This is a genomic window from Streptomyces sp. NPDC001848, from assembly GCF_042891915.1.
Classification (GTDB): Bacteria; Actinomycetota; Actinomycetes; order Streptomycetales; family Streptomycetaceae; genus Streptomyces.
In genome coordinates this window covers 17,802-33,281 of record NZ_JBIATP010000013.1, presented here as the reverse complement: position 1 = coordinate 33,281, position 15,480 = coordinate 17,802, and the positions used below count along the sequence as shown (strand labels likewise).

The 15,480-nt window shown below is 72.5% G+C and carries 13 protein-coding genes; 8 read left to right on the top strand and 5 right to left on the bottom strand.

Annotation, left to right across the window (positions count from 1 at the left end):
* Positions 1–4 precede the first annotated feature (4 nt).
* From ACFYZJ_RS25920 to ACFYZJ_RS25910, 3 genes are all read left to right on the top strand, one after another.
* Complete coding sequence (locus ACFYZJ_RS25920; protein ID WP_388571724.1) at positions 5–1,138, top strand: acyl-CoA dehydrogenase family protein; 1,134 nt, start codon at positions 5–7, stop codon at positions 1,136–1,138.
* Between the two features lie 7 nt (positions 1,139–1,145).
* Positions 1,146–2,030: an acyl-CoA dehydrogenase family protein gene (locus tag ACFYZJ_RS25915; RefSeq protein WP_388571722.1), complete on the top strand. Its 885-nt coding sequence runs from the start codon at positions 1,146–1,148 to the stop codon at positions 2,028–2,030.
* 478 nt (positions 2,031–2,508) lie between these two features.
* On the top strand, positions 2,509–3,018 hold the full coding sequence (locus ACFYZJ_RS25910; protein ID WP_388571721.1) for an ATP-binding protein: 510 nt from the start codon (positions 2,509–2,511) through the stop codon (positions 3,016–3,018).
* A gap of 499 nt (positions 3,019–3,517) precedes the next feature.
* Here the strand turns inward: ACFYZJ_RS25910 and ACFYZJ_RS25905 are convergent, their stop codons facing one another.
* Positions 3,518–4,444: a cyclase family protein gene (locus tag ACFYZJ_RS25905; protein WP_388571720.1), complete on the bottom strand. Its 927-nt coding sequence runs from the start codon at positions 4,442–4,444 to the stop codon at positions 3,518–3,520.
* A gap of 110 nt (positions 4,445–4,554) precedes the next feature.
* Between ACFYZJ_RS25905 and ACFYZJ_RS25900 the strand changes: the two genes are divergently transcribed.
* From ACFYZJ_RS25900 to ACFYZJ_RS25890, 3 genes are all read left to right on the top strand, one after another.
* Positions 4,555–5,454 (top strand): SDR family NAD(P)-dependent oxidoreductase, encoded by a 900-nt coding sequence (locus ACFYZJ_RS25900; protein WP_388571718.1) that lies wholly within the window; start codon positions 4,555–4,557, stop codon positions 5,452–5,454.
* A gap of 391 nt (positions 5,455–5,845) precedes the next feature.
* Entirely contained in the window at positions 5,846–7,000 is a 1,155-nt protein-coding gene (locus ACFYZJ_RS25895; protein WP_388571716.1) for an acyl-CoA dehydrogenase family protein, read from the top strand.
* A 10-nt stretch (positions 7,001–7,010) separates the two neighbouring features.
* On the top strand, positions 7,011–8,060 hold the full coding sequence (locus ACFYZJ_RS25890; protein ID WP_388571714.1) for a Zn-dependent alcohol dehydrogenase: 1,050 nt from the start codon (positions 7,011–7,013) through the stop codon (positions 8,058–8,060).
* A gap of 5 nt (positions 8,061–8,065) precedes the next feature.
* Here ACFYZJ_RS25890 and ACFYZJ_RS25885 read toward each other — a convergent pair whose 3' ends face one another.
* On the bottom strand, positions 8,066–9,091 hold the full coding sequence (locus ACFYZJ_RS25885) for a GlxA family transcriptional regulator (RefSeq protein WP_388571713.1): 1,026 nt from the start codon (positions 9,089–9,091) through the stop codon (positions 8,066–8,068).
* A gap of 71 nt (positions 9,092–9,162) precedes the next feature.
* Here ACFYZJ_RS25885 and ACFYZJ_RS25880 point away from each other — a divergent pair, with 71 nt between their 5' ends.
* Positions 9,163–10,467, top strand: coding sequence for an MFS transporter (locus ACFYZJ_RS25880; RefSeq protein ID WP_388571711.1), 1,305 nt, complete (start codon positions 9,163–9,165; stop codon positions 10,465–10,467).
* 128 nt (positions 10,468–10,595) lie between these two features.
* Here ACFYZJ_RS25880 and ACFYZJ_RS25875 read toward each other — a convergent pair whose 3' ends face one another.
* Complete coding sequence (locus ACFYZJ_RS25875; protein ID WP_388571710.1) at positions 10,596–11,201, bottom strand: flavin reductase family protein; 606 nt, start codon at positions 11,199–11,201, stop codon at positions 10,596–10,598.
* Between the two features lie 83 nt (positions 11,202–11,284).
* Here ACFYZJ_RS25875 and ACFYZJ_RS25870 point away from each other — a divergent pair, with 83 nt between their 5' ends.
* On the top strand, positions 11,285–12,268 hold the full coding sequence (locus ACFYZJ_RS25870) for a hypothetical protein (RefSeq protein WP_388571708.1): 984 nt from the start codon (positions 11,285–11,287) through the stop codon (positions 12,266–12,268).
* On the opposite strand, the gene ACFYZJ_RS25865 is transcribed toward ACFYZJ_RS25870, so the two are convergent.
* Together ACFYZJ_RS25865 and ACFYZJ_RS25860 are read right to left on the bottom strand one after the other, a co-directional pair.
* On the bottom strand, positions 12,255–13,061 hold the full coding sequence (locus ACFYZJ_RS25865) for an enoyl-CoA hydratase/isomerase family protein (RefSeq protein WP_388571706.1): 807 nt from the start codon (positions 13,059–13,061) through the stop codon (positions 12,255–12,257). The genes ACFYZJ_RS25870 and ACFYZJ_RS25865 overlap by 14 nt on opposite strands.
* A gap of 58 nt (positions 13,062–13,119) precedes the next feature.
* On the bottom strand, positions 13,120–15,345 hold the full coding sequence (locus ACFYZJ_RS25860) for an acetate--CoA ligase family protein (protein WP_388571704.1): 2,226 nt from the start codon (positions 15,343–15,345) through the stop codon (positions 13,120–13,122).
* Positions 15,346–15,480 lie beyond the last annotated feature (135 nt).

The following is a 15,480-nucleotide window of genomic DNA, read 5'->3' as shown; positions in this document are numbered from 1 at the left end:
GCCCATGGACCTCTCGTACACCCCCGAGGAGGAGGAGTTCCGGGCGCGCCTGCGTCAGTGGCTGGCGAAGGTGCTGCCGACGCTGCCCCCGAAACCGTTCCCCGGCGACTGGCCGGCCCGCCGCGCCTACGACCTCGGCTGGCAGCGCACGCTCCATGACGCCGGATACGCCGACGTCCACTGGGACGCCTCCCCGACCACGCGGCTCATCTTCCTGGAGGAGACCGAGAAGGCGGGCGCCCCCTACGTGGGGGCCAACTTCGTCGGCCTGCTGCACGCCGGGCCCACCATCGCCGCCGAGGGCACGCCCCGGCAGCGGGAGCGCTGGCTGCCGCCGATCCTGCGCGGGGACGAGGTGTGGTGCCAGGGGTTCAGCGAGCCGGATGCCGGGTCCGACCTCGCCGCGCTGCGCACGCGCGCGTGGCGGGACGGCGACGACTATGTGGTGAGCGGGTCCAAGATCTGGACCTCGCACGCCGAGGTCGCCGACTGGTGCGAACTGCTGGTGCGGACCGACCCCGACGCGCCGAAGCACCGGGGCATCACCTGGCTGGCGATGCCGATGGACGCGCCGGGCGTGACCGTACGGCCGCTGCGGACGCTCGCCGGGTCCGAGGAGTTCGCACAGGTTTTCCTGGACGAGGTGCGCGTGCCGGTCGTCAACCGGGTCGGAGCGGAGAACGACGGCTGGCGCGTGACCATGGTGACGCTCTCCTTCGAACGCGGCACGGCGTTCGTGGGTGAGGTGGTGGCCTGCCGCCGCGTTCTCGGCGAACTCGCCCACGAGGCACGGCGGAACGGCCGCTGGGACGACCCCGCGCTCCGGCGGAGGCTCGGCCGCCTGAATGCCGAGTTCCGTGCCCTGTGGCGGCTCACGCAGTGGAACGTGAGCGAGGCGGAGCGGACGGGCGGGGTACCGGGCGTGGGCGGCTCGGTCTTCAAGCTGAGGTATTCGCACGCGCGTCAGGAGCTGTACGACACCGCCGCCGAGGTCCTCGGCTCCGAGTCCCTGGATCTCGGCCGCCCATGGGTCCTGGACCGGCTGTCGTCCCTGTCGTACACGATCGCGGCCGGCACCTCGCAGATCCAGCGGAACATCGTGGCCGAACGCATTCTCGGCCTGCCGAAGGGACGGTGACGCGGCCGTGCGTTTCCAGCCGACCGACGACCAGCGGGCGTTGCAGGCAGGCGTGCGCGGCCTGCTCCGGGGCCGGTTCGGCCGGGACGCGCTGCGGGCCGCCGTGGACCGGCCCGGTGTGCTCGACCGTGGGCTGTGGCGGGAGTTGGGCGAGGCGGGCTTCTTCGCACTGCGGCTGCCGGAGGCGGACGGCGGGGTCGGACTCGGCCTGCCCGAGGCGGTCCTGGCTTTCGAGGAGGCCGGCCGGGTGCTGCTGCCCGGACCCCTGGTGGCCACCCACCTCGCGGCGGGCGAGGTGCCGGGCGCGGCGGGCGGCGAGGTGGTGGTCACGGCGGTGTACGGCGGGCTCGTGGAGTGGCTGGGGGAGGCGGACGTCGTCCGGGGCGACGCGGCCGGTGCCGTGCCGCTGGCGTCGGTGGACCCGCTGACGCCCCTGCACCGGCCCGCCCGGGCCGCCGAAGGCGAGCCGTCGGACCCCGTCGCCGTGCTCCTCACCGCCGCCGAACAACTCGGCGGCGCCGCTCGGACCTGTGAGCTGGCGGTGGAACACGCGCGGACCCGGGAGCAGTTCGGCCGGCCGATCGGGGCCTTCCAAGCGGTCAAACACCTGTGCGCGCAGAGCCTGGTGCGGGTGGAGACGGCCCGCGCCGCGGTGTACGCCGCCGCCGTCACCGCGGACCCCCTCGACATCGCCGCGGCCCGCCTGCTAGCCGACGAGGCGGCCGTCCGCTGCGCCCGCGACTGCCTCCAGGTGCACGGCGGTATGGGCTTCACATGGGAGGCGGAGGTGCACCTGTTCCTGAAGCGAGCGTGGGTGCGGACCCAGCGTATGAGTTCGAGTGCGGAGAGTGAGGAAAAGCTGGCGGCGGAACTGCTCGCGGAGGTGGCCTAGAAGGCTCTGAGCAGGGCTTCTTCATCGTCCCCGGGCCCCGCTGTCGCGGATTGTGGCAGTCCGGAATCACGGAGCGTTGATACCGGGTTGTGTCCTACGCGTGACTTGTCACGGCCTGGAGTCGCGGGAGGGCTCCGGTACCTTGTGTGGGATGCGAGCGGTTCTGACCCCGATCCACCACGGTGCGGCCCCTGCGGCGGCGCCGGATCCGGCGCTGCGTGCCGTTCGTGGGGCAGGGCGAGCCCTCGGGCCCGTCTGTTCGACTCACCGTGGCAAGCGTCGCACAGTATGGCGTACGCGTACTCCTTCGCGTTGGAATATGCCCGAAGCGCTTGTTGGGGTGACTGTACGTCAACCATGCTGTCATGCAAGGGAATCACGGTCCGTGATCCTGGTTCCTGCCATGCAGACGATGACCACGATCGTGGCCCTTGCGAGGCGCGAGGCGATGTGTCCGCCGGTTCGGATGGTGTGAGCGGTGCAGGTGCTTCAAGTGCAGCTGGAGATCCGGCCCGACCCCGCTGAAGTGGGTCGGGCCCGGCGGTGGGCGCGCTCGCGTCTCGCCGGGTCGGGCATAGCGGCGGACGAACCGCTCGCCGAGACGCTGATCCTGCTCGTCTCGGAACTGGTCACCAACGCCGTGGTGCACACCGGTTGTCCCGCCGTGCTGCGCCTACTGCTGACCGGCGCGTGCGCCGACCCCTCCGGCGCCCCCGCCGGGACCGTCCGTCTGGAGGTCGCCGACGCCAGCGCCCGCCCGCCGCAGCCCCGGCACGCGGGGGGTGAGGAGACCGGCGGCCGCGGCCTGGAACTGGTCGACGGGCTCGCCGACCGCTGGGGCTGGGACGCCGAGGGCGCGGGCAAGCGCATCTGGTGCGAGGTGGACCGCTGTACGGCGCCGGCCGAGGACGGGGCGACGGTGTGCGGCGCGGAGACGGCGGCCTGTGGGGTGGAGGCGGCGCCTCGGTTCGCGTACGGCGTGGTGTGACGGGACCGTCCGGCGAGGTGTGACGCAATCGGGCCGCACGGCGAGGTGCGGCCGGACCGGATCCGGCGTCCGCGCCGGGGCGCCGGAGCACGCGCCTGGGCACGGGCGGCTCGTAGGTCGTACGGGCCATGGCCGGCTGGAGTGGATCGTGGTCGAGTGCGCCGGGGTTTGCTTCCGTACGCGCCGTCACAAAAAGGGCGTACGTGATGAATCTCCGGGGGGCTGTTGACGCCGTGTGTCTGTTTGATCACGCTTGTGTTCGGCGATCCGTCGCGAGGGGACGTCGAGGACTCGGGTGACGGGAGCCCTCGGCGAGTGCGGATCGTGCTTCGGCGCCGGCTCCTTGCAGGGTCGGGCGGCCCTTCGGGGAGACCGCCCGGGGGCAGGCGGGTGCGCCGAACCGGCCGACGGCGCGCCGTGTCGCACTCGGGGTGAGGTGGGGGCGCCCGTCCGAGCGCAGTCGAGGGTGGGGGAGGCGCGCCGCCGGCCGACGTCCGTGTCACAGGACGGCCACCGGTGCCACGGGGCTTCCGGTGCCGCCGACGAAGGGTTCGGGTGTCGCGGACAGCAGGAAGGCGTAGCGCCCTTCTTGTCCACAGGCTGTGGACAACTCCTCGAGATTCCAGTTCTGCCCCTGCGGCATCCCCATCTCCACGAGATGAAGGGCGTGCACGGGCAGCCACAGATCGTCGATCTCGGGGGGAAAGACCTCGAAGGTGAGCGTGTCGTTCGCCACGGCCGCCACATCGCGCGCGTGGAACCACTCCGGGGTGCGCACCGACAGCCCCGGCGACGGAAACCCGTAGGCGTGCTTGTCGCCCGAGAGATAGGTGCGGATCTGCCCCGTCCGTACCAGGACGATGTCGCCCGCCCGCACCCGCGTACCGGCGAACTCCTCGGCCGCTTCCAGATCCTCCGGTGTGACGGCGTACGCACCCTCCAGCCGCTCCCGGCCGAGCGCGCGGGGAACGTCGAGGAGCACTCCCCGGGAGACGATGTGCCGCAGCCTGTCGATCCCGCCGAACGCGGCGCCGCCGTGCGGTGTCACCGTGCCGGCCGGCCGGCCGTTGTAGAGCTTCCCCGAATGCGAGACGTGCGGGAGCGCGTCCCAGTGGGTGGCCGCCTGCAGGCCCATGGTCACGGCGTCGTCGCTGCACGCGACCGTGCCCGGGCCGAAGAGCTCCTGGTTGATCTGCACCATCACATGCAGCGGATTGACCCGCCCCGGGATCACACCGGTCTGCACACCGTCCTGCTGGAGCGGAAGCGCGAGCGGTATGCACCGCCCGCTGCGCACACAGGCCGCGGCCGCGCGCACCACCTGGTCGGTCACCAGGTTCAGCGTCCCGATCTCGTCGTCCGCGCCCCAGCGTCCCCAGTTGTTCACGCGCCCCGCGATCTCGTGGAACTCGGCCGGCAGTGACATGGGTCCTCCCGGGGGCTTGTCTCGGAGTATCTGACGACCCGTAAAATCCGACTGCAGAGAAATCTAACGAACCGTCAGAAACTCCGGAAGGGCAAGGGGAGGGGCTGAGTATGGCGAACTTCCTGGCGGGCAAGGTCGTCGCCGTGACGGGCGGGGGCCGGGGCATCGGACGTGCGGTGGCGCTGGCCGCGGCGGCTGAGGGGGCGCGGCTCGTCGTCAACGACTACGGGGTCTCGGTGGACGGCGCCTCCCCCACGAGCGAGGTCGCCGACGTCGTGGTCAAGGAGATCGAGGCGGCGGGCGGGGAGGCCGTCGCGGTCGCCGACGACATCTCGACCATGGCGGGCGGGCAGCGGGTGGTCGACCAGGCGCTGACGGCGTACGGCCGTCTGGACGGGGTGGTGTGCGTGGCGGGCATCCTGCGCGAACGGATGCTGTTCAACATGACCGAGCAGGAGTGGGACCCGGTGGTCGCCACCCACCTCAAGGGCACGTTCACGGTGTTCCGCGCGGCGTCGGCGGTGATGCGGAAGCAGCGCTCGGGCACGCTGATCGGTTTCACGAGCGGCAACCACCAGGGTTCCGTCTCCCAGGCCAACTACAGCGCGGCGAAAGGCGGAATCATCTCCCTGGTCCGCAGCGCGGCCCTGGGCCTGCACAAGTACGGCGTGACGGCGAACGCGGTGGCTCCCGTGGCACGGACCCGCATGTCGGCGAACGTTCCCATGGAACTCAAGGAGATCGGCGACCCCGAGGACGTGGCGGCGCTGGTGGTCTACCTCCTGTCCGACCGTGCGAAGGAGGAGGGTGTCACGGGCCAGGTGTACACGATCGCGGGCCCCAAACTGGCGGTCTGGGCGCAGCCGAGGGAACTGAGGGCCGCGTACGCGGAGGGCTCCTGGACCCCGGAGAGGATCGCGGACCTCCTGCCCGGAACGGTGGGGACGGACCCGATGCCGCTGCTGGAGCAGGTGGAGGCGATGGAGAGGGCGGCGCGGCGGGGCCGCTGAGCTCGGCGGTTCGCTCGCGCTGGGCTTGCGCGGGGCGAGGTGGAGCTCGGGGCGCGGTAGAGCTCGGGGTGCGGGTGTGTCGGCGGCTGCGGGGGTCGTTGTGGCTGTTCGCTCCCCCAAGTTCTCGGCTTCGCTCGAACAGGGGCCCCATCGCGGCGGAGCCGCATGAGGTCACGGCCCCGCGCCCCCTGATGGCGGGCGCTGCCCGTCATGTCCAGCCCGTCTGGGGGCCCCAGCTCGAAGAGCTTGGGTGAGTTCGAGGACGAGGCCGGAGGTGGACAGCGGGGGTCTGGGGGCGCGGCCCCCAGGACGGGACGGGTAGGGGCGGCGGGGGCGAGAAACCCTCCGGCCCGCACCACATAGCGGCGGCAGACAACACGAGGCGGAGATAATGGACTTCGAGCCCGACCCGCACGACGAGGTGTTCCGTGCGCAGGCCCGCACCTGGCTGCACACCCACCTCCACACCCCCCACACCCGACGATCATGGGAACGCACCCTCGGCCGAGCCGGCTGGATCGGCCTGTCCTGGCCCGAGGACGGATACGGCAACCACCGAGCCACCCTCACCCAACAGGTCGTCTGGGCGGAGGAGTACGTCCGCTCCCAGGCACCGCCCCGCTCCGGCCACATCGGGGAGAACCTCCTCGCCCCCACCCTCCTCACCCACGGCACCCAGGACCAGAAGTCCCGCTTCCTGCCCCCCATAGCCCGAGGCGAGGAACTCTGGTGCCAGGGCTACAGCGAACCCGGCGCCGGCTCCGACCTCGCAGGCCTGCGCACCACCGCCGTACGCGACACCCCCACCTCCTACCGGGTCACCGGACAGAAGATCTGGACCTCCCTCGCCCACGAGGCGGACTGGTGCTTCGTCCTCGCCCGCACCGACCCGGCCTCCCACCGTCACCACGGACTGACCTTCCTCCTCGTCCCGATGGACCAGCCCGGCCGTATCGAGGTCCGCCCCATCCGCCAGCTCACCGGAACCAGCGAGTTCAACGAGGTGTTCTTCGACGGCGCGACGGCCCGCGTCGAACACGTCGTCGGCGGCGAGGGCAACGGCTGGCGGGTGGCGATGAGCCTGCTCGGCTTCGAACGCGGCGTCTCCACCCTGGCCCAGCAGATCGGCTTCGCCGGCGAACTCGCCGAGGTCATCCGCACGGCCGTGGCCACCGGCGCCGCCGACGACCCCGTCCTGCGCGACCGCCTCGTCACCCAGTGGGCCGAACTGCGCACGATGCGCTGGAACGCCCTGCGCACCCTCGGCGACACGACCGACCCGGCCGCCCCCAGCGTGGCCAAACTGCTGTGGGCCCGCTGGCACCAGCGCCTGGGCGAACTCGCGATGCAGGTCAGGGGCGCGGCCGGCACGGCGGGCCCGGCCGACTGGTCGCCCACGGCACCGTACGAACTGGACCCGCTGCAGCACCTGTTCCTGTTCAGCAGGGCCGACACCATCTACGGCGGCTCGGACGAGATCCAGCGCACGATCATCGCCGAGCGCGTGCTCGGCCTGCCGAAGGAACCCAAGGGAACCAAGGGCTGAGGGAGTTGCGATGCGAGGCGTGATCCACGACGACACCCGGACCCAGGTCGTGGACGATCTGGCGATCCGGGATCCGGGACCCGGCGAGGTTCAGGTGGCGATCCGGGCGGCGGGTCTGTGCCACAGCGACCTGTCGGTGGTCGACGGGACCATCCCCTTCCCCTCTCCCGTGGTGCTCGGCCACGAGGGCGCAGGGGTCGTGGAGGCCGTCGGCGCGGGCGTCACGCACGTCCGCCCCGGAGACCACGTGGCGCTGTCCACCCTGGCGAACTGCGGGACGTGCGCGGACTGCGACCGCGGCCGGCCGACGATGTGCCGGCAGGCGATCGGCCGCCCCGGCCGCCCCTTCACGCGGTGCGGCGGGCGGGTGTACCAGTTCGCGTCCACCTCCGCCTTCGCGGAACACACGGTCGTCAAGGCCGTCCAGGCGGTCCGCATCCCCAAGGACATCCCGCTGCCGTCGGCGGCCCTGATCGGCTGCGGAGTCCTCACCGGCGTCGGCGCCGTACTGAACCGCGCCCGGGTGGACCAGGGCGACACCGTCCTCGTCGTCGGAACGGGCGGGATCGGCCTCAACGTCATCCAGGGCGCGCGGATCGCGGGCGCGTCGCGGATCGTGGCGGTGGACGCCAACCCGGCGAAGGAGCCGGCGGCCCGCCGGTTCGGCGCCACCGACTTCCTGACCTCCACGGACGGTGTGAAGGACGTCCTCCCCACCGGAGCCGACCACGCTTTTGAGTGCGTGGGCCGGGTGGAGCTGATCCGCGCCGCGATCGACGCACTGGACCGCCACGGCCAGGCGGTGCTCCTCGGCGTACCGCCGGCGACGGCCGAGGCGTCCTTCGTCGTCTCGGCGATGTACCTGGACAAGTCCATCCTGGGTTGCCGCTACGGCTCCTCCCGTCCCCAGCGGGACATCGCCCGCTACGCCCGGATGTACCACGAAGGCCGCCTGCTCCTCGACGAGTTGGTGACGGCGACGTACCCGGTGGAGGACTTCGGGAAGGCGGCGGCGGACGCGCACGCGGGGCGGGTGGCGCGGGCGGTACTGACGTTCTGACCGGGTCAGGGCCGCCCGGTTCGGGAAGTGCCGATCGGGTCGGTGGCCTCCATGCGGAAGGTCCGCCGGTACGCGCTCGGAGTGACGCCCAGCGCCGCCTGGAGATGCTGTCGCATGGACTGGGCGGTGCCGAAACCGGCGTCCTGCGCCACCTGGTCCATCGACAGGTCGGTGGACTCCAGCAGATGGCGGGCCCGTTCGACGCGCTGCTGGGTGAGCCACTGGCCCGGGCTCATGCCGACCTCCTCGCGGAAGCGGCGCGTGAAGGTGCGTACGGACATGGCCTCCTGCTCCGCCATGTCGCGCAACTGGATCGGTTCGTGAAGGCGGCCCAGTGCCCAGGCGCGGGCGGCGGTCGTGGTCGCCAGCTGTGGCTCGGGAACCGGGCGGTGGATGTACTGCGCCTGACCGCCGTCGCGGTGCGGCGGAACGACCGTGCGGCGGGCCACGTCGTTGGCGACGGCGCTGCCGTGGTCGCGGCGCACCATGTGCAGGCACAGGTCGATCCCGGCCGCGACGCCCGCGGAGGTCAGGAGGTCGCCGTCGTCGATGAACAGGACGTCCGGGTCGACCTCGATCCGGGGGAAGAGCCGCTGGAACCGCTCGGCGTCGGCCCAGTGGGTGGTGGCGGGGCGGCCGTCCAGGTAACCGGCGGCGGCGAGGACGTAGACCCCGGTGCAGATGGAGGCGAGCCGGGTGCCCGGCCGGATGCGGGCCAGCGCGGCGGCCAGCTCGTCGGTGAGCACGCCTTCCTCGAAGACCGGGCCGAGCTCGTACGACGCGGGGACGATGACGGTGTCGGCGGTGGCCAGGGCCTCCGGGCCGTTCCCGACGTGGATGGAGAAGTCGGCGTCCGTCTCCACCGGGCCCGGCGGCCGGACGGAGCAGGTGACGACCTCGTACAGATGCCGGCCCTCGGCGTCCTGGGGGCGACCGAAGATCCGGTGCGGGATGCCCAGTTCGAAGGGGAGGAGCCCGTCGAGGGCGAGGACGACGACGCGGTGCGGCTGGAACGCGGACTCACGGGCCATGGCCCGATCCTAGCGAATGCTGTCCCTCGGGCCACTCGATCGGAACGGTCCCAGGCCGGAAGCTCTATGACGTGACCCAGACGACCGCAACCGCACCCGCTGTCGAGGAACCACGACCGACCACGACGACACGCATCCACCGCGCCTGGTTCGTCGCCGCCGTCACCTTCGTGACGATCATCGGCGCCGCGGCCTTCCGTTCGCTGCCGGGCCTGCTGATCGACCCGCTGCACCAGGAGTTCCACTGGTCGCGCGGCACGATCGGCGCGGCCGTGTCGATCAACCTCGCGCTGTACGGCCTGACGGCCCCGTTCGCCGCCGCCCTGATGGACCGCTTCGGCATCCGCAGGGTGGTCGCCGTGGCCCTCGCCGTGATCGCACTCGGCTCGGGCGCGACCGTGTGGATGACGGCGCCCTGGCAGCTCCTGCTCTGCTGGGGCCTGCTGGTCGGCCTGGGCTCGGGTTCGATGGCGCTGGCCTTCGCGGCGACGGTCACCAACCGCTGGTTCGCCGAGCGGCGCGGCCTGGTGAGCGGCATCCTCACCGCCGCGTCGGCCTCCGGGCAGCTGATCTTCCTGCCCGTGCTGTCCTGGATGGTGGAGCACCACGGCTGGCGCCCGGCCGCGGTGACCGTGGCCCTCGCCGCGCTCGCGGTCGTCCCCTTCGTCTGGCTCCTGCTGCGCGACCACCCGGCGGACGTGGGCCTGAAGCCGTACGGCGCAGAGGAGTTCGTACCGAAGCCGGAACCCGCGCTGGGCGCCGCCCGCCGCACCGTCACCGTGCTGTTCTCGGCGGTGCGCACGGGCCCGTTCTGGCTGCTGGCCGGCACCTTCGCGATCTGCGGCGCCTCCACCAACGGCCTGATCCAGACCCACTTCGTCCCCGCGGCCCACGACCACGGCATGCCGATCACGGCGGCGGCCTCGCTGCTCGCGGTCGTCGGCGTCTTCGACGTGGCGGGCACGATCGCCTCGGGCTGGTTCACGGACCGCTTCGAGCCGCGCCGTCTGCTCGCCGTGTACTACGCCCTGCGCGGGATCTCGCTGCTGTTCCTGCCCATGCTGCTGGCCCCGTCCGTGCACCCGCCGATGATCTTCTTCATCGTCTTCTACGGCCTGGACTGGGTGGCCACGGTCCCGCCGACGCTGGCGCTGTGCCGGGAGCAGTACGGCGAGGACAGCGCCATCGTCTTCGGCTGGGTCCTCGCCTCCCACCAGGTCGGCGCGGCCCTGGTCGCGTTCCTCGGCGGCGTGGCACGGGACACCTTCGGCTCCTACGACGTGGTCTGGTACGCGGCGGGCGCACTGTGCGCGGCGGCAGCCCTGATGGCCCTGGTGATCCGGCGCCGCCCGGTGGGCGCACCGGCCCTGGCCTGACCCGACCGGCTGTGCGGAAAGGGGTCTATGGGGTTTCGGCCGGTGCGGCGAGTGGGGGTTCCCCCGCCCGAAGAGCTTGGGGGAGCGTGCCGGGCGTCGCGACGGGGCAAACGTTGCCTGCCGCGGCACTAGAGGAACCGCCCCTTGTGGAACAGCAGCGGCGTGTCGTCCCCGTCACCGGTCCCCAGGGCCTCCACCCGCCCCACCACGATGAGATGGTCGCCGCCCGTGTGGACGGCGTGGATGGCGCAGTCGATCCACGCCGTGGCGCCGGCGAGGCGCGGCGCGCCGGAGAAGGGCGCCGGCTCCTGCCGGACCCCGGCGAACTTGTCCCCGCCGCTCACCGCGAAAGCTCGGCACAGCTCGACCTGGTGGGCGGCGAGCACGTTCACGCAGAAAACGCCGGCGCGGGCGATCCGCGGCCAGGTGCTCGACGTCCGGCCGACCATGAACACGACCAACGGTGGTTCCAGGGAGAGGGACGAGAACGACTGGCAGGCGAAACCGGCGGGGGCCACCTCACCGTCCACCGCCGGCGCGGTGACAACGGTGACGCCGGTGGCGAAGTTCCCGAGAACGCGCCGGAATTCAGCCGAGTCGACGGGCGCCCGCTCGTCCTCCCGCACGGCCCGCAACTCGGGCCGCGGCAACGCTTCGAGGGGTCCCGCGACCGCGGGCGCCCCGATGGACCTGAGGTATCGGACGGCGGTGGCCGCCATCCCTGCGTGTCCCATCACACCGCCCATTGAAGCTGACGCCCTGTCAGATGAGAAGGGTTGCGCAAACCGCTCGCACGCCCCCGCGTACGCTGCCCCTCATGGGGTGGGGGGACAGACGACGGCGCGCCGGTGCGGACCCGGCGGAACACAATGTGGAAGTGGCCGCGGCGGTGGGTGCGGCGCAGCTTCCAGCGGTCGGTCTGATCCTGTTGATCCACGCCTCGACCGGTGACGACCACGGTGTCGGATACGGCGGCATGTTCGGTGTGGCCTGCCTCCTCGTCCTCGCACCGCTGGTGCTGCCGGTCCTGGGGCTGTTCCACGCGGCCGTGCACACGATGCCGGCCGCCACGCTCGCCCGCCTCGTGGTCCGGCGCGTCGGCGGGGCCGAGTGGGTGTGGCACCTGGTGTGCTCCGCGGCCCTCGCGCTGCTCGGGGCCGGGGCGGCCGCCGCGCTCTGGGACTGGCCTTTGACCGTCACGGCCGGGTGGCTCACGGCCCTGGCCGTCCTGCCGGTCCTCGGGGTCGCGTACGTCCGCCGCCGCACGCGGGCCGGGCGGGTGTGGGGACGTTGGGGCGTCTGGTTCCGCTCGGCGCTCGCTTCCGTCGCGCTCTGCGTGGCGATCGGCGTGGGCGCCGCGCTCGCCTCGTCAGTGGGCCTGCTCCAGAACTACGAACCGCCGGTGCTGTCCGCGCAGCAGCTCACCGGGGTTTGGCGCGGAGGCGACGGCGCGGTGCTGCGGCTGCGTCCGGGCGGACGTGCGGACCTGACGAAGGTTCCGGCCCAGCCCGCGTCCCAGGACGACAAGGGGTTCGCCGATTTCGTCGTGTGCGACGGCACCGGCACCTGGGCGCTCGACACCGAGGGCCGCTACGGGCGCGACGGCGTGGTGGGACCCGAACGGCGGGACGGTGTCGTCGTACGGCTCGGTGGGGGATGCGGCGAGGAGACCTACTGGACCATCGGCGGAACGGAGCACGACCCGGAGCTGTTCGTCCTGTTCGGTGACCCGGACGCGGGAGACCTGCACATCCTGAAGCGGGACTGGGAGCCGCCGGGCCGGCGCCTCACCGGCCCGTGAACTCGGCGGTCCGCCGCTCCACGAAGCTCGCCACGCCCTCCCGGGCGTCCGCCGTCGTCATGTTGATCTCCTGGGCCGTGGCCTCGGCGGTGAAGGCGGCGGCGCGGTCGGCGTCCAGGGAGGCGTTGACCAGTTGCTTGGTGAGGGCCAGGGCGCGGGTGGGGCCGGCGGCGAGACGGGCGGCCCACTCGCGGGCGGTCTTCTCCAGGGCGTGCCCCGGTACGACACGGTTGACCAGGCCGAGGCGTTCCGCGTCCGCGGCCGGGAGCGCATCGCCGAAGAACATCAGCTCCTTGGCGCGCTGCGGGCCGACCAGCCGGGGCAGCAGGTACGCCCCGCCGCCGTCCGGGACCAGGCCGCGGCGCACGAACACCTCGACGAACGTCGCCGACTCGGCCGCGAGGACCAGGTCGCAGGCGAACGCGAGGTGGGCGCCGAGTCCGGCGGCGGTCCCGTTCACGGCGGCGATCACCGGCTTCTCGCAGTCGAGGACCGCGGCGACCAGCCGCTGGGCGCCCCGGCGGATCGTCCGCGCGACGTCGCCGGCGATCCGCGCACCGCCCGCCGCCCCGCCGCGCAGGTCCGCGCCGGCGCAGAAACCGCGTCCCGCGCCCGTGAGGACCACGGCGCGCACGTCGGGGTCCGCGGAGGCGTCGAGAAGTTTTCGGATGAGGAGTTCACGCAGGTCAGGGGTGATGGCGTTGAGGGAGTCGGGGCGGTTGAGGGTGAGCTGCGCGACGTGATTGTCAGTGGTGTGCAGTACCAATGACTCGACGGGATCTTCGCTGTCCATGGAGTCTTCGGGGGAGGACGTCATCGTGTTCCGTTTCGTGAGTCGGCTGATCCGGGCCTCAGCGGCACACCGCCAGCGCGTCCAGCGCCACGGCTCCCTGTCCCCTGGGCAGCACCATCAGCGGATTGATGTCCAGCTCCGCGATCCCGTCGCCGAGTTCGAGCGCCATGCGCTGGACGCGGAGCACCACCTCGACGAGCGCGTCGAGGTCGGCCGGGGGACGCCCGCGCACCCCGTCCAGCAGGGCCCGCCCGCGCAGCTCGCAGAGCATGGCCCGCGCCTGCTCCTCACCGAAGGGCGGCACGCGCACGGCCGCGTCCCGCAGTACCTCGACCAGCACACCGCCGAGCCCGACGGTCACCGTGGGTCCGAAGAGCCGGTCGTGCGAGACGCCGACGACCATCTCGACCCCCCGCTCGACCATCTGGCACACGAGGACACCGTCGAGCTTGATGCCTTCGTAGCGTGCGATGTCGGTCAGCTCCCGGTAGGCGTCCCGGACCTGGCTGGCGGAGGTCAGCCCGATCTTCACCAGGCCGAGCTCCGTCTTGTGGGCGATCTGGGCGCCGGACGCCTTCATCACCACCGGGTAGCCCACCAGCCCGGCCGCGCGTACGGCCGCCGCCGCGCTGGTGACCAGCTGCTCGCGCGGTACGCGGATGCCGTACGCCCGCAGCAGTTGCTTCGCCGCGTGCTCGCTCAGCTGCAGCCCGGGCCGCATCAGCGCCTGCGCCTTGCGGAAGGAGGGCGAGGGGGTGCGCGGCGCCTCGTCGAAGGGAGAGCGGTAGCCGCGTACGAAGCGGTGGTGGTCGAGGTGGGCGCGGACGGCCGAGACGCAGTTCGCGACCGTGCGGAAGGTGACCACGCGCGAGGAGCCGAGCAGCGTCTCGCGGTACGCGGCCTCGGTGCCGACCGGCGACCCCCACACCACGCACACCAGCTTGTCCGTGTGCTCCGCCGCGTCCACCAGGTCCCGCACCAGCCTGTCGCTCAGCGGTGGGAAGGGCCCGGGGATCGGGCAGATGAGCACGCCCACCTGCGGGTCGTCCAGGAGGGCGTCGATGATCTTCCGCCCGCGCTCGTCGCCCACCGGGTGACCGCCGTTGTCGACCGGGTTGGCGACGCTCAGGTACTCGGGGATCCACCGGTGCAGCTCGGCCTGCCTGGCCTCGGACAGCACCGGCAGCCGCAGCCCCGCCCCGGCCGCGAGGTCCGCGACGTGCGCGCCCGTGCCGCCCGAGATCGAATAGACGACGACACCGTCGGCGCGCGGGGGACGGGCCCGGGCCAACAGGGTGGCGGTGTCCTGGAGTTCGTCCAGTCCGTCGACGCGGATCACCCCGTACTGCCGCATCGCCGCATCGATCACGTCGTCCGCGCCGGTCAACTTGCCGGTGTGTGAGGCGGCGGTGCGGGCACCGGCCTCCGTGCGGCCGACCTTGACCGCGACGACCGGCACACCACGCCGGGCGGCCCGGTCGGCGGCCAGCAGGAAGGCGCGGCCGTCCTTCAGACCCTCGATGTAGCAGGCGATGGCGCCGACCTCGGGTCGCTCGGCGAAGTAGGAGAGGAAGTCGGCGGTCTCCAGGTCGGCCTCGTTGCCGGTGGGAGCCCAGTGGGAGAGCCGTATGCCGAGCTCCTGCAGGGCGAAGACGGGCCGCCCCTGGTGGCCGGACTGGGTGATCAGGGCGATGGCCGGCCCGTCGAGGTCGTCCCGGAACCGCTCGAAGGCGTTGAGGTTGGTGTTCGGCCCGAGCAGCCGCACTCCGGCCCGCCGGGCGGTGGCCGCCAGCCCGGCCTGGGCGAGGGCTCCGTGCTCGCCCAGCTCGGCGAACCCGGAGGCGAAGACGACGGCGAACTTCACCTTGGCCGCCCCCAGTTCCTCCAGGACGGGGAGCGGGTCGGAGACGAGGAGCACGGCGAGGTCCACCTGTTCGGGCAGGTCCGCGACGGAAGGGGAGCAGGGCGTGCCGAAGACGGACTGACGGGTGGGGTGCACGGGGTGCAGCCGGGCGCCGACGCGCTCGGCCCAGGCGAGCAGTTGCCGGGTGATGCCGGCGTTCGGGCGTCCCTCGGTGTCTGAGGCACCGACGACGGCGACGGACTCGGGCCGGAAGAACCGGTCCAGGTCGGGCACGTCGGCATGCAGCCGCCGCCCGCTGACATCGACGTCACCGGCGTCGGCGGTCCGGCCCCGCACCACGGGCGAGGGCGGCTGCCCGCAGGCGGCGACGCGGGCCCGGCGGGAGTCGGTGGTCAGGGTGCCACGGGTTGATCCAAGCATCGCTCCGCCCGCTTCTGTGTGACGGCTCCGACAACGGACAGCCTTTAGCTGACGCTCTGTCAGATTACTGAACCGATGCAATGTCAGGAAGAGGCGTGCAGCGCGGGGCCGTGGGCGGGCGCTCTGCCGGGTGAG

What these genes read in the sequence shown, in the direction of transcription:
- ACFYZJ_RS25920 (WP_388571724.1), top strand. Translation starts at nt 5, where the DNA reads ATGGACCTCTCGTACACCCCCGAGGAGGAGGAGTTCCGGGCGCGCCTG.
- ACFYZJ_RS25905 (WP_388571720.1), bottom strand. Translation starts at nt 4,444, where the DNA reads ATGTCACTGCCGGCCGAGTTCCACGAGATCGCGGGGCGCGTGAACAAC.
- ACFYZJ_RS25900 (WP_388571718.1), top strand. Translation starts at nt 4,555, where the DNA reads ATGGCGAACTTCCTGGCGGGCAAGGTCGTCGCCGTGACGGGCGGGGGC.
- ACFYZJ_RS25895 (WP_388571716.1), top strand. Translation starts at nt 5,846, where the DNA reads ATGGACTTCGAGCCCGACCCGCACGACGAGGTGTTCCGTGCGCAGGCC.
- ACFYZJ_RS25890 (WP_388571714.1), top strand. Translation starts at nt 7,011, where the DNA reads ATGCGAGGCGTGATCCACGACGACACCCGGACCCAGGTCGTGGACGAT.
- ACFYZJ_RS25885 (WP_388571713.1), bottom strand. Translation starts at nt 9,091, where the DNA reads ATGGCCCGTGAGTCCGCGTTCCAGCCGCACCGCGTCGTCGTCCTCGCC.
- ACFYZJ_RS25875 (WP_388571710.1), bottom strand. Translation starts at nt 11,201, where the DNA reads ATGGGACACGCAGGGATGGCGGCCACCGCCGTCCGATACCTCAGGTCC.
- ACFYZJ_RS25870 (WP_388571708.1), top strand. Translation starts at nt 11,285, where the DNA reads ATGGGGTGGGGGGACAGACGACGGCGCGCCGGTGCGGACCCGGCGGAA.
- ACFYZJ_RS25865 (WP_388571706.1), bottom strand. Translation starts at nt 13,061, where the DNA reads ATGGACAGCGAAGATCCCGTCGAGTCATTGGTACTGCACACCACTGAC.
- ACFYZJ_RS25860 (WP_388571704.1), bottom strand. Translation starts at nt 15,345, where the DNA reads ATGCTTGGATCAACCCGTGGCACCCTGACCACCGACTCCCGCCGGGCC.